This window comes from Marinobacter sp. OP 3.4, from assembly GCF_036224885.1.
In the GTDB taxonomy this organism is placed as follows: Bacteria; Pseudomonadota; Gammaproteobacteria; order Pseudomonadales; family Oleiphilaceae; genus Marinobacter.
On record NZ_JAVVLT010000084.1, the window covers coordinates 16,950 to 30,145 of the forward strand.

At 52.4% G+C, this 13,196-nt stretch carries 14 protein-coding genes; 6 read left to right on the forward strand and 8 right to left on the reverse strand.

Annotation, left to right across the window (positions count from 1 at the left end):
* Nucleotides 1-115: 115 nt before the first annotated feature.
* Nucleotides 116-352 carry a helix-turn-helix domain-containing protein gene (locus tag RO069_RS13975; RefSeq protein ID WP_328188355.1) on the reverse strand — a complete coding sequence of 79 codons (237 nt, stop codon included), beginning with the start codon at nucleotides 350-352 and terminating at the stop codon, nucleotides 116-118.
* 150 nt (nucleotides 353-502) lie between these two features.
* Here RO069_RS13975 and RO069_RS13980 point away from each other — a divergent pair, with 150 nt between their 5' ends.
* The 4 genes from RO069_RS13980 to RO069_RS13995 are packed head-to-tail and all read left to right on the forward strand — an operon-like array spanning nucleotide 503 to nucleotide 3,066.
* The gene (locus RO069_RS13980; RefSeq protein ID WP_328188357.1) at nucleotides 503-742 is read left to right on the forward strand and encodes a hypothetical protein; all 240 of its coding nucleotides are present in this window, start codon (nucleotides 503-505) and stop codon (nucleotides 740-742) included.
* Complete coding sequence (locus RO069_RS13985; protein ID WP_328188358.1) at nucleotides 735-1,934, forward strand: Arm DNA-binding domain-containing protein; 1,200 nt, start codon at nucleotides 735-737, stop codon at nucleotides 1,932-1,934. Before RO069_RS13980 ends, RO069_RS13985 begins: the two co-directional genes overlap by 8 nt.
* On the forward strand, nucleotides 1,931-2,200 hold the full coding sequence (locus tag RO069_RS13990) for a hypothetical protein (RefSeq protein ID WP_328188360.1): 270 nt from the start codon (nucleotides 1,931-1,933) through the stop codon (nucleotides 2,198-2,200). The genes RO069_RS13985 and RO069_RS13990 overlap by 4 nt, the downstream gene beginning before the upstream one ends.
* Nucleotides 2,197-3,066, forward strand: a complete 870-nt coding sequence (locus tag RO069_RS13995; RefSeq protein ID WP_328188361.1) for a hypothetical protein — start codon at nucleotides 2,197-2,199, stop codon at nucleotides 3,064-3,066. Before RO069_RS13990 ends, RO069_RS13995 begins: the two co-directional genes overlap by 4 nt.
* 13 nt (nucleotides 3,067-3,079) lie before the next feature.
* Here RO069_RS13995 and RO069_RS14000 read toward each other — a convergent pair whose 3' ends face one another.
* Genes RO069_RS14000 through RO069_RS14010 form a run of 3 tightly spaced genes read right to left on the reverse strand, consistent with a single transcriptional unit; the run spans nucleotide 3,080 to nucleotide 9,271 of the window.
* Entirely contained in the window at nucleotides 3,080-6,319 is a 3,240-nt protein-coding gene (locus RO069_RS14000) for a site-specific integrase (RefSeq protein ID WP_328188363.1), read from the reverse strand.
* The gene (locus RO069_RS14005; RefSeq protein WP_328188364.1) at nucleotides 6,319-8,688 is read right to left on the reverse strand and encodes a hypothetical protein; all 2,370 of its coding nucleotides are present in this window, start codon (nucleotides 8,686-8,688) and stop codon (nucleotides 6,319-6,321) included. The genes RO069_RS14000 and RO069_RS14005 overlap by 1 nt, the downstream gene beginning before the upstream one ends.
* A gap of 43 nt (nucleotides 8,689-8,731) precedes the next feature.
* Complete coding sequence (locus RO069_RS14010) at nucleotides 8,732-9,271, reverse strand: hypothetical protein (protein WP_328188366.1); 540 nt, start codon at nucleotides 9,269-9,271, stop codon at nucleotides 8,732-8,734.
* Between the two features lie 198 nt (nucleotides 9,272-9,469).
* On the opposite strand from RO069_RS14010, the gene RO069_RS14015 reads away from it, so the two are divergent.
* The gene (locus tag RO069_RS14015; protein ID WP_328188367.1) at nucleotides 9,470-9,685 is read left to right on the forward strand and encodes an MbcA/ParS/Xre antitoxin family protein; all 216 of its coding nucleotides are present in this window, start codon (nucleotides 9,470-9,472) and stop codon (nucleotides 9,683-9,685) included.
* 302 nt (nucleotides 9,686-9,987) lie between these two features.
* Here RO069_RS14015 and RO069_RS14020 read toward each other — a convergent pair whose 3' ends face one another.
* Both RO069_RS14020 and RO069_RS22140 read right to left on the reverse strand, forming a co-directional pair.
* Entirely contained in the window at nucleotides 9,988-10,242 is a 255-nt protein-coding gene (locus tag RO069_RS14020) for a type II toxin-antitoxin system Phd/YefM family antitoxin (RefSeq protein ID WP_328188369.1), read from the reverse strand.
* Nucleotides 10,243-10,390: 148 nt separating this feature from the next.
* Complete coding sequence (locus RO069_RS22140) at nucleotides 10,391-10,738, reverse strand: antitoxin Xre/MbcA/ParS toxin-binding domain-containing protein (RefSeq protein ID WP_442915374.1); 348 nt, start codon at nucleotides 10,736-10,738, stop codon at nucleotides 10,391-10,393.
* A 442-nt stretch (nucleotides 10,739-11,180) separates the two neighbouring features.
* Between RO069_RS22140 and RO069_RS14025 the strand changes: the two genes are divergently transcribed.
* The gene (locus tag RO069_RS14025; protein WP_069184690.1) at nucleotides 11,181-11,558 is read left to right on the forward strand and encodes a multicopper oxidase domain-containing protein; all 378 of its coding nucleotides are present in this window, start codon (nucleotides 11,181-11,183) and stop codon (nucleotides 11,556-11,558) included.
* 55 nt (nucleotides 11,559-11,613) lie between these two features.
* On the opposite strand, the gene sorU is transcribed toward RO069_RS14025, so the two are convergent.
* Nucleotides 11,614-11,928, reverse strand: coding sequence for a SorU family sulfite dehydrogenase c-type cytochrome subunit (gene sorU / locus RO069_RS14030; RefSeq protein WP_069184689.1), 315 nt, complete (start codon nucleotides 11,926-11,928; stop codon nucleotides 11,614-11,616).
* 66 nt (nucleotides 11,929-11,994) lie between these two features.
* Nucleotides 11,995-13,167 (reverse strand): SorT family sulfite dehydrogenase catalytic subunit, encoded by a 1,173-nt coding sequence (gene sorT, locus RO069_RS14035; RefSeq protein ID WP_069184825.1) that lies wholly within the window; start codon nucleotides 13,165-13,167, stop codon nucleotides 11,995-11,997.
* Between the last annotated feature and the right edge of the window lie 29 nt (nucleotides 13,168-13,196).

The window sequence follows — 13,196 nt, forward strand, 5'->3', positions numbered from 1 at the left end:
TCAACAGTTAAACGTTCGTTCCGATGTGCCCGCAGCGTTGGCTGGCATCGAACATCCAGCTCTTCGTGACTCTTGCACCAATGGTGAAATTTACAAGATTTCCTTCCGATGGTTCTCAATCATCATCTTCTGGCTCTTCAACGTGCTGTGCCACTTCCTGCAGCTCCACTCCAAAGTAGATGCAAAGCTTGTCCAGGATTTCTGTCGTCGTGTTGTAGCCACGCTGGTTCGCTATTTTGGACAGGGTCGTCCTATGAATCCCAGTCTCTTTCGAAACCTCATCCAGTGTAACCCTACGATTTTCTTGGAATCCTTTCTCGGCGATCAGCTCTTTTAGGCGGAATCTAATCATTGGGGCATCCTCAGCTAAGACCTCAATTCTACCGAATCAGCAGCCCACTTTCATCCAATGTTGAGCAAGATCTACAAAAGACGCTTGACAGCGTCGCTTATTCGCATATTATGTAGCGTGTACGCATCATAAAGCGCAAAGGAGCTACATATGAAAAGTACAGAATACCTTACAACCGAAGAGCTTGCGGAACGCATTCGTTACGACGCTCGGACCATCCGGGAGCGTCTGAAAGATTCGGTTCTGCTTGAAGGTGTGCACTACATCAGGCCGTTCGGCGGCCGGAAGATTTTGTATCTGTGGGAGCCGATTGAGAGGGACATGTTTGAACATTCTGGCCACCACTCCCTTGCAATTCCTATGGCTAACGGAGGGCGCATGAATGGGTAGCGTTCGAGTGCGTGAATCCACGCAAAAGTTGTTTTTCGATTTCAAGTACCGCGGAAAGCGTTGCCGAGAGCAGACCGCCCTCGACAACACACCCGCTAACCGGAAAAAGCTTCAAGCGATTCTGAAACGTATCGAAGCGGAAATCACGTTGGGGACTTTCGAGTACCACTCGTATTTCCCCGACAGTCCCAAGGCGCAGGAATTTACCCGGCAAGCTGAATTGCAGCGCGCTCGGGCGGCTCATGACACGCCGCTGTTCAGTGAGTTTTCACAAACATGGCTGGACGAAATGAGGATTCAGTGGCGCCGCTCCTACATCGCAACGATTGAGGGAACGCTGGAGAACTATCTGATTCCGGAATTTGGAGAGTCGGAGGTTGGCCACATCACCAGGCAGGAAATTCTTTCGTTCCGGGCGTCACTCGCCAAAGTAGAAACCCGGAGCAAAAAGCCACTTTCCGCCAGCCGTATCAACCGCATCATGACGCCATTGCGCATGATTCTGGGAGAGGCAGCCAACCGATATGAGTTTACCTCACCCTACCAAGGGATCAAATCACTGAAGGTGCCCCGATCGGATGTGGAACCGTTCTCTCTGGAAGAAGTTCGGCTGATTCTCGCTACGGTTCGGGCGGACTTCAGAAACTACTACACGGTGCGTTTCTTTACCGGTCTTCGGACCGGTGAAATAGACGGTTTGCAGTGGGATTGCGTCGATTTTCAGCGCAGGCAGATTCTGGTTCGCCAGGCGCTAGTGAACGGGGAAATCGAGCAGACGAAAACCGATGGTAGCTATCGTCACGTTGAGATGTCTCAACTGGTCGTCGATGCACTTGAGGACCAGAAAAAGGCTACTGGCGGAAATGAATTCGTCTTTTGTACCAGAACAGGTGGGCCGCTTAACCATAACAACGTCACGAAAAGGGTTTGGTACCCGCTGCTCAGTCACCTTGGGCTGCGTAAACGTAGGCCCTACCAGACCCGCCATACCGCAGCGACGCTGTGGCTAGCCGCTGGTGAGAACCCTGAATGGATTGCCCGGCAGATGGGCCACACCACCACGGAAATGTTGTTCAGGGTTTACTCACGATACGTGCCAAATCTCACTCGTCGTGATGGCAGCGCTTTTGAACGCCTGCTGATCAACGAATTCAATGCTAAAACTGATCCCACAAAGGAAGGTAGCTCATGAACTATTCCCAGCCGTTCTCTATCAGCCGAAAGTCTTTCGCGACGCGCCTGGCCAGTGCATTGGCCTTTTCCATGCAAATTCCTGACGGAACGCACCTCGTCGCCATTCTTGGAGAAGGCGACGAAAGCTCGAATCTCGCTGCGCTCACTCACTGGGTGGAAAATGAGATGTGGTTGATGGACGACGAGGCCCTTCAGGACCCGCTGCCGCAACTGCTCAACAATCTCGAACGTCTTCTGCACTCTGCACAGGAGGACTTTGCATGAGCATTGTCGTCAACACCACCTGGAAAACCGAGCCGGAAATTTTCATCGGGACTATTACCCATTTGACGGAAATCCCGAACGGGGAGCACCTGCCGGTTCTAGAACTGACTATCGAAAATTCCTTCGAGCAGTACCAGGTCGTGATGTTCCAGCCTCACCGGGATCTTCAGCTCACACAAATCCCAGACTGCGCTGTTCAGCTGATGCTCTGGGAGGGTGAGCGGGGGAATGCCGTGTCGCGCTCAGACACCGTCATTCTGCTGGACACGCCTGACACGCTGCTGCATTTGCCTGAGTCGAAACTGGTCTACCCAGATCTGGTGGTCGATATTGAACTGTTCATCGACGCATGCCCGGTGCAACCGTTAGCTGATTTTGTTCGACGAGTACTGGGTCGACCATCAGTTGGGCTGCGCTTCTTGAATGGCGCAATGCAAGAAGATGGCCTACAACAGCCAGGCAGCCTGGCAAGACACGGCCTTGATGTAGCCATACGATCATTCGATGCATGCGGCGGTTATAACGAAGCGGAACGCTGGCTGGCGGCTATTGCGGGACTTCTACATGGGGTAGGCCGGATTGAGTTATATGACGCTAAACCAGTCGATTACCTAAAGGTTGTTTTGAAGAGCTTGGGCTTGCTGGCGGAAGACCTAAAACGACTAGAGCAAAAACTTCCTGAGGCGGCGCGAACTATTCAGTTTATTATCGCCTCGATGTACCGCATCGGAAGCCCTACACAGCCAGATCCAAGGGCTATGGTTGTGCAGTCATCCCACCTGCTTGCCGCACAACTCCAGTCAGAACTGATGCACACAGCGTCAACGCACCTGACTAACTCCTCGACACGCCTCATTTCACCTTAGAAAAGGACTATATTCAGCGGCCACGGATGGCCCTCTCCTTCTGGATTTTATCATCAACATACACTCGTCCAGCGAATCCAATCAGCGCGATAAATGCCACAAATCGAATAGCTGTCATGCCATGCTGCAGAGAGCGCCCACCAAAACCTTTAGTGGGCTGATCGACCACTATTTGAGCGACACCCATTGCATTTCTTGGGCCTGCAGGATCATCCCAACGCACCCGAACACGAGATTCGGGCAGAGACAGCTCCTTACTCCAATATGTCTTCATTTGCTGTCTATCAGGACCGTTTTCGGGCGCACGCACATCTACCCACGCAAGTTTCTGAAAACCTATAACCTTCAGAAACTGGAGATATAAAACTTTTTTCTCGGTCGAAGAAAATTTCAACTGCGTGTGGCTCCTCTGCACCGCATTGACAACGTTCTCTACAAGCGCGACAAAGCGTTTAGCATCCGAGCGAGCAAGTTCGACCAGGTTTTCATACATCTTCTCGACGGCCGGATACGATGCAGTTGGTTTGGGTGGCGCCGGACACGTGCGCTGGACAGGATTGTCCACTCCACCCACTCCAACTCGGTGAGCAATGCTGTGGACATTCGGTCTCTTGCCCAACGTAAATGCGTTGCGTTGACCCGGGTGGTCCTCTTTGAAATGCCGTGCATATTGGTCCATCAACCACTCGCCACGCCTATGGCACCGAGCCAAACAAGACTCGGACAAATCAAACACGTCTGCGGTCCCAGCAATCGCATTTTCCAGTTTTGCACCGTTCTTTACGAGCTGAGCCATGTGATCAAGCGCACGATAAACCAACAAGGCCGATTCCGGCATATCCTGTGTCTCAGGCTTGAGCCCTACTGCTGATGAGACCAACGGCTGATATTCAGCGAATGACTTGTCTACGGCTACCTCCCCCCGATTTTTAAAATGGCCCAACACCAGGGCCAGTTGAGGAAGAGTAGAACCCTTTTTAAGACCTCGACGTTTACGCAGCTGATCAAAATTATCCCGGGTAAAACCCAGGAGCTCCGCCTGACGATCGTTTGAAAAAGGACTCATCGGTACTGCCCAACGCATCAGGCCAACCGTGACGTCCAGAAGATGTGTGTATACTCGGGTGGTTTGCCCCGGAGTCGCGTGGCCCATCAAAAAACTTAGGTACTGAAGCTTATCGATAGCAGGCACATACTGCTCTTCCCCACACAAAACCGCATACCAGTTCTTTCCCCAGTGAGGCATGACGATCTCATCGTCATCACTGCAGGCCCATTCAACGGGGAAAAGCTCTCCTGGATAGGATTCCATCAATCGCACAGCGTTAAACGTGGCACAGGAATGTCGCAGATTATGGAAGCTCAGCCCCGGCGTTCCCGAGGCGATTCGCATCGCATCCTGAACTGGTTCGATCAATGCCTTAGGCGGCATCAAAAAATTTGGCTGATGCAACTCACACAGGAGCAATTGGTTAGGTTTCTTCGATGTTTGCTCCAAGACCCGCCGGCGATACCAACGCCGGACCAAATCCAATTCAGCGTGAGTTAGAAGAGCCCATAGTGGCAACACCCGGTTGGCGTTGGCCGTCTTGGTGGAGCCAAACCTATTCCCCCGCACAATTAAAGTCGGATATGCCAAGGCGGGCTCATACAATCCCTGCAAATCCCGAAGCAGCAATCGCCGGATTTCCCCTCGCCGCATACCGCACCGATAGCCGAATATGAGTGCAATCTGTCTTGCTTCAGCTAGCCGTCGGTCTGGCTCATCATCGAGTATAGACATAGCCCTCATATATTCTGCGGGCGTTAATATCTCAGCATCCACCTGACCGTTACTGCTCACTCCCTCAATGTACGTGTCTGGCAAACCGTACTGTGTGACCAGGTCACGATGAAATCGTCTGAGAACGCCAGAGCGGTAGGCTCGCTGTTGGATTGATGAGCTGGCCTGTAGCAGCTGCGCGTACAGCCCTTCCCAATCATCTTCGTCCAGATCATTGAGGTCCTCTTCATCAATCAACTCTGCGACAAGTGGTTCAGCAAACTCTGACAGGTACCGTTGTAGAGAACTGTCTGTCACGGAAAATCTTAAACAAGCGCACCACGAGGCCAAAACCCTAACGATGGGTGAAAAGGAATTCGCACTGGCAATTTTCATGAGAGCCTTGTAGCTCAGACTTTTTTTGGAAAGCCGCTTCACCCCCTTGTCGAGCGCCAACGCTTGAGCGATTGCTTCCATTGCCTCGTTGGCATTTTCGCCTTTTAATCCATAAAGCGGGCAAGGTGATTCCCTCTTAATCAACTCCGAGGTGGGTTTGGGCGATTTGCTGTGCCGGATTGTTGGAATTTGGCCGGTAATCAATCTAATCCAGGCGTCGGGATGCATAGACGCGGAGACGCCGGTAGCGTTTTGTACGAAACCGGCAATTCCCATGATGTCGAGCGATGCTACTGTCGAAGCCGCATCCATCAAATTACGGAGAAACCTATCGTGTTTGTCCTCGGAGACAACATTCTTTGTGGATGTGATCCGTTTAACAAACGTTGCCAATAGAAAATCAGGTGGAGCGCTCGGAAACGCTTTCAAACCATGCTCACGATTAAAGCGATGCAGGAGACACAGCGTGACTGGGTCAGGAAACCAACGGGTGCATGCCGCCCCTTCATCACATTCCACCCAATAGAACTTCCTTGCCCCAAGTTGTTTTTTTGCAGTTTGCAAACCGTGGCAAATGACTTCGCAGATGGCATTGAGCCGCTTCTGGGCGCATAGCCCGCCAAACCAAATCATGGAATATATCAATCGGCCAGCATCATGCATCAGGCGTTCGTTCCCAGCCAAATCCCTACTGTCCAAGCTGTTCCAGAAATCTACCTCAATCTCCTGATAAGCCGATTTATGCTCAAAGGACCGCGGCGTCATCGGTGGCGTATCCATTCGAACGACTGTCATAAAATCTCGGTTTGGGATTTCGAGGCTATGCTTCTTGGCGATCTCATCGAGACGCCTCACCAAGTGATTGTGACGGATGCGCAGTGCATGTCCTGTCACATCAGCGCAGACAGTATCGAAAATACGCGCGATCATTCCCTCATCGATTGGATTAGGCAAAGCACCTGTAACCAACCCTGGAAAAGACTGGGCAAGAATGTGATCCACAGCATCACGTTCGCGCTTTACGACCTTTGCCCGCTCGTGCTCGCGCCGCTCATCGCCGTGCAGCGTTTTATTTTTGGCTCTTGTATCACCCATCAGCCCAAACCTCTCAGCGGCGTCCAACCGAGTTCCGTTTGAATCTCCTCTAGCACTGGCACCAGAACTCTCTTGTACTCAATCGGCGACAGCGTAGAGAATCTCCCCATGGGCTCTCGACCCGCCACCCAGTGCCCCATCAAGGCATCCACTAATGCAACGGGGACTTTGCGATGTATCAGCTCACTACGCAGGAGATGACGCCCAACATTTAGCGGTAAACGTGAGAATGGTGAAAGGTGGCCCTCAATCCCATCAGGCGTTACGGCGGTCGGCTTCGCAATTCTCTGAGTCGGTGTTGAGAGAAAAAAGAAGGTATGCTCCGGGGTAGGCTCGCCCAGATACGCTTCGACCATTCGCACCACATGGCGCCGGTGGCGCAAATAATACTCCCAGTGACTCAAGATATTTTCGGTCAAAGGTACAATACGCGAGTGGCTCCAATGGTCGCTTTCCTTGTCCGCGATCACCGCATACCTGCGATTGAGATCTACATCTGTAATCCGAGATAGGGGCGCCTGAACGCTTCGGTACCCAGTGCACAAGCAAAGAAGAAGGACCGTGTATAACGTATATGCATTATGAATATCGGCAAGCGTCGATTTCCCGATTGGCTGACGCAAAGTTACCTGGAAATGCGTTTTCAAATCCGTCGCCAGCTGCCTCAGCGCGTCAGGTGTAGGACAATAAGGGGAACCGATACGCCGATCAGATTGCACCAATGCTACCGGATGCAACGTGTTACGAGATTCGGGCACTAGCTGTGAAATAGCCTGCAAGTAACTTTCTTGCAGATCTGATTCATAGGCACAGTAATAGTGGATTCCGGCATGTCGACTCACATCCTTGTGTTCACCGGCAATGAGAACCGCCTCAACCATGTCACCGGCACCGTCAGACAAACGGTAAAACAACGCTCGTCGAATTCTTTTTAAAGTCAGCCTGGTGTCCGCTTGCGTCCTAATTCGAGCAAACAAGGCATCCACTCGTGCCGCAATATTCTTTTTTTCGTTGCTCTTGAAAAGCGCGCCACGCCAGTCACGAGGATCAGATCCAACATGACGTTCCAACAGGTTCCAGAGAGGAACTACAACGGGCATCCGCACCGAACGCACGGTCTGAACCAATTGGTGCCGAAGTTCTACGTCAAGCTGCGTCTTCCGTACCGGTTGCGGGGCGGCGCTTTGCCAAGCTGAAGACTCATAGCAAATGTATATTCGCCCGTTTTCTCCACGTTCCGGCAAATCATCCAGCCGGGATTTCAGTTGCGTCTCCAGAACCAAATCTAGCTCTCGCCCAGTTAAAAGAACCAAAAGGAGTGCCAATGCAGCTGAGAGATCCGCATCAACAGGCTCAGTTACCGCGTTCCAGTAAACATAGAGTTCGTACTCCGTCGGCCGCTCCCAACGATTTGTCAGCGTTTGATTAGAACGTCGAAGCTGATCGGATTTTGCGCGATCTCTAGCAACCCCATTTTTTCCAGCCCAAGAGTTGCGATGCGTTGAGGATCCTTGGCTTGTTACAACCATGGGCCGGTGAACAAGGTCATCTGATGGGAGTGCATTGCGCTCTGCTGTTTGGAATAGTTTGTCCTGGTCTCCAACACTCCTAATAGAGAAAGAGCAGCACTCAATCAACGCAGCGGAATCGCTTTCATCACTTGCTTCAACATCGATCGGAATTCGCTCCATCTCAAAGTCGCTGTCGGCCCCATTCTCATACTCATCTGTATCAGCCGGGTTTTCAGTCTCAGTTCGCACACTCCGCTCAATGAGGGATTCTTTTTGCAACGACAGTCCTAGTAGTCGACGGATAGGCGACAAATGCCCCGCTCGCAGGTCACCACGCTCCCTAAGTCGCTGTTCCAATTGGTCAAGCGTGGTATAGCAATTTTCGGGCTCCGAGGTATCAACGCTCTCAAGTCCATCCATCCAAAGATGAGCTCGCCGGAACTCCAGAAAAACCTTTTGCAGGTTCGAGAGCGGAACTTTTCCATCTGGCGCCTCGGGAACCCCGACCCAGATTGAGAAAAACACCTGGGCCAGAATCGACATTTGCTCGCTGTTTAGAAAGCCTTGCTCTCCTATTTTCAGCAATGCGGCATAGACAGGATACGGAGTGATTTTTGGCCTTTCGTCAGAGGTCGGATGCCAAAATTCGTCAACATAGAAACCATCGATAATATCCCGACAAACCTCAATAATTTCCGGCAATACCCTGCGCAGCTCATCCATATTAAGATGACTCTTTTTCTCAAGAATCGACGACATTCGATCCGCAATCGGCAAAAAAGCTGTGGCGACAGTCTGGATTTGGGCGCGGGTTTCAGGTGGCTGAATAAGCCGCTCAAGCGCAACACTCGGGGACATCATTTACTCCCTAACTTTTGATAAATAATCGGAGGTTCCTGGCTCAAATCTCTCTGCGATTCACGCCAGAGATCTGGGATAAGCGACTCTTTGTAGGGAAGATCGAACTAGCAGAGCCATACCTCTTCATGAAGACAAATAAAGAAGAGATAGCTTTGGCATAGCCCCCTGTTTGCATTGCCATCAGGGACAAATTCAAAAGCTCTCGCTCGATCACTTCAGTGAGCAAAATGTCGGTGGGGATTGGAGGACTTTCAACCAAAACAGGAATTTGGGTCTCAGGGTTCAAACAAGAGATCAAGACCGCAGATCGCAGATTTCCCGTTACAATGTAAATAAGGTCGCTCTCGGTTTTGCTCTCCTTCTCCCTTTCGTTCTTTTTCTTCTTTTTCTTCCTCTCTTCGACCACTATCGGATGGCGGTGCAGGTAGTCCAAGATTGCTGGCTCAGGCAACTCATCCAGAGCGCTTGCCCGAAAGGGTAGCGCTGCGAATTGTTCAAGAAAGTGGGTAGCCCTCAATAAAGGGGATTCCTCAACATCCTTAGGCGAGATCGTTTTCAGTGCATAGGTGTGGTCAGCCATACTGCTCTCCTCAAAAGTGATGAGAGTCATTGTGACGACCTGTAGGCGAACCTTTTCTTGGCTAATTTCCGTAAAAATGTAATTTGACCAAAAATTACAAACCTGTAATCAAAGCTTGGAGATGCCTTGCATCGATCGAAAAGTGTGGAATGCTGGGATGGTGTTTCTGACAAACTGAGCTAACGGAGTGCCGGACCAATGACTGAAACAAAGACTACAGAAGAACTGCGTGAGCTCGCCATAAAAGAGGCTAAAGCCCTATTTGAAGGCGATGAACTGGCTGCCATGAAATGGATGAGAACGGCTCAGCGAGGGCTTGGCAATCGACCTCCTCAGGGACTCATGAGCACACCGAAAGGCATAGAAAAGGTCCGAACGTTAATTGGCCGGTTGGAGCATGGAGTCATTACCTAAGCTCTTACGTGGGCATCAGATCAGCTCTGTCTCGACAGCAGAAAAATGTCTTGTGTTATCCGGCCCAGGGACTCACGGAGTGATTCTGCTTTTATCCCAATAAAATTGACCCGCCTTGAATATCTGAGTTAAAAGCTCCGATGTTCAGTTTCTGTACTGACCACAAAAGAAGGGTGCCAGTCGCATGGAGAGAACCTCGCCGAGCTTCTTCGGCCCTATGAAAATGGGCGGTATTTATGCCGGATATTGGCTGTTTTATGGTCAACTCCGGGTTGCCGGAGGAATCACCAGATATCGGCGAGTTACAGTGCCGACTCATTAAGATCCACTCGAATACTTGGTTCTGCAATGCGCTCGTTAACAACGGCAATCAACTCCTGATCATCCAGCCTGTCGAGCATGGCCTCGTAAACTGCAGCAGGAACGCAGTAAAAAGCGGTTTTATTCCGATTCAAAACAGCGATTGGAGAGCCCTTCCCAGAATCTACTGCCGCCATAGGATTTTTTTTAAGCTCTGAGATGCTAACTGCAACCTCAGAGAGGATTTGATTGGTCATGTAAACGCCTCAACATAAGGATCCATTCACATTTCGGTCAATCCAATGCCTTAGTGCTCGGTTTGGTTTAGCCAACATTCCTGGGTAGCAGTAGCATTCTCACAGGCGAGCACGATGAACATGAAAAAGTGAGTATTAATCTGCAGGATCAGCTGAATTCACCATGTTCAATTTTCTGGAGGACCGACGCTATCCGGCTACACCCCTCAGGGGTACCCAACAGATCGCAGGGCCTTTCATCCTCAAGCGCTTGAATGGGCCGCTGGAGCCAATCCAATGCTCGTTCCGACGACTCCCAGATTCGTATCGCCTGATGAACAACGTCGATTGTGTGCCGCGTGATGCCCAGTTCCAATCCAACTGGCTCTATCCGCTCCCATTCTCGGAGCGTATCTGGAGTCGGGGCGTCCGGGCTACACTGGGCCACGAGATCACTCAGACTGTGGGCTTTTCCTGTTGTCATACAAGTCGCTCCGATTGGGCATTGTTGTACCATTTTCCAACGGACAATCCACAAAAGGAAGGGGGTTAAATCTCTGTTCTAGTCACGAAGTCGATTTGAATTTTGCCGCCCTTTAGTGTGGTCAATGGCACCACCATAGCGCCAGACATTCTCAGGGATCATGAACGTGCGGGGGTCCGCATGCGTCTAAGAGCTTGGGAAGCTCGGCTCGGTCGCAAAGCGAACATTCGGAATGGCCTTCAATGCCGCCCAATTTGCCTCCGTTTGAGGCTCGGGGTTGTCGTGTTTAGTGGGGGAAGTCCAGACTGGATGGTGGGTCAAGGTTTGTTGAAGGATTTATCAAGGAAATGTCAAATCCCAAACTTAGGCTTTGACATGGGGTAAATATCCACACACCCTGAACGGCTGAGCAATGAACTGGCCGACCTGCCACGCCCGGACACGATCACAGCCCCCCCGATTGTTCCGGCTTGGCATGAAATTGATGCAAGGCTTTACCATCAAAGGTCGTCAGTTTGAAGGTGCGACGGTGGCCGATGGCGAAGTTGTTTTGTTGGGCGAAAGCGAGGTTTGTGAGTTCTTCAACAACACCATGATACCGAATCCCATGCATGTCCGTGGATTGCAGTTCAGGGTGCTAAGCCGACGCTACGCCGATGCACTAGCTGCCGGGCAGTTGGCGGCCGGCATCGTGGATTCAGGGCTGCACGACACCGTGCTGGTGCTGCCCGGAGAGAGGGTCCGGATTGCGCTGACCTTCACCGACTTCCCGGGACTCTATCCTTACCATTGTCACAATATGGAGCACGAGGACAATGGCATGATGCGCTATTACGAGGTGCACAAGGTCTAGGCAACTCAGCAGGGTTGGGTGAACTCCGGGACCGGCACGGCGGTCCCTCCTGCGTTTATTTCCCGGTTACGGATTCAACGTAGTGAGCAACGGCCTCGATCTGTTGCTCCGACAGCGAATCACCGAACGCTGGCATGATCCCCACGCCACTCTTTACCGCATTGCGGACCTGCTCCGCAGAGGGTTTGAGCTCGTCCAGATTGGGGCCAATTTCGCCAACCGATCCTGCATCGTTCAGTGCGTGACAGATGGTGCAGGAGGGTTGAGCCTGCTCGGTGAACACCTTCTTGCCCAGTTCGAGTTGTTCATCCGCCATCACGGTGGCAGACGCAGAGACAAGTACAGCGAATAACAGTGTACGTAGTGACATGGAAAATCCTGGTTCGGTCAAAGAAACGGGCGGCCCGGCGGGCGAACCGCCACAAGGTTCATGCATTTATGAAACGGTGACGGTCACGCCATGGTCTTTCCAACTGGTGTTGCCGTATCCGCGCTCGTTTTCCGTGCGTGTGGGCGGCTGGGTATTGCCCTCGGTGTCGGTTGCGCGGCTGACAATCCGGTGATCGCCGGCGCTCAGATCCATCGACACCACAAACGGCCGCCAGGCATAACGCCCCATGTCGGGCCCAAGGAAGCGGGCGGTCTTCCAGGTTTCGCCACCGTCGGCTGACACCTCCACCTTGCTGACAGCATTCATGCCGCCGAAGGCAACGCCGTACACCAGGTTTTTGCCCTGGCTGGCGGTGGTCAGGGGGGCGGTAACCCAGGATTTGACCGGCATCTCCCACATGGACGGCTGATCGGGTGCTCCTTTCTCGCCAATGGGACGAATGCGATAGCCGGAGGCCTGAATCTTGGCGTCCGACTGGCCCTCGGTGAACGCCACCCGATCCACGTATTTCACGTTGTTGACCCCGAAATAGCCGGGCACAACCATGCGCAAAGGGCCGCCGTGGGCCAGGGGCATGGGCTCATCATTCATGTCCCAGGCCAGCAGGGCCTGATCCAGAGCCTTCAGGGGAATGGACCGTTCCACCATAATGGTTTTCGGGTCCAGCCCGGCAGGCAGGCTCTCGCCGCCCGTGCTGGTGATGTAATTCATCCCGGGTTTCACGCCGCCCAGTTTTGCGACAACCTCCCGTAATGGCACACCGGTCCAGATCAGGCAACCGGCCGCACCTGTGCCCCACTGGGTGCCCCCCGGCCCGTGCTGATAGTAGGCCCGCCCGTTTCCTGAACACTGAAGCACCGTGGTCACAGTTTCCACGCCGATTTTTTTAAGGTCGCCAAGGGTCAGGGACTGGGGGCCATTCACGCCTTCAAAAGTCACTTTCCAGGCATCGCGGTCAGCAACGATATCGGCATTCGGGGCTGGCAGATTGTTGCGCACGTACAATTTGTCACTGTCAGTGACCACACCACTGCCAATCGCTCCCCGTTCGGTTTCGATGGTGTTGGCACTGTGAACGATGACGTCATTGGCGTTTTTCCAGCGAACGTAGTCCGGCAGCGTTTTGGGCTCTGCGGCTTTGGCCAGCGGGCTGAGCCCCAGCAGACTGACGGACGCCATGGCACCGGCGGAGCCCAATAAAAGGCGCCGACGGCTCATTTGGATTGACTCTGCCGGAGACTGGGAGG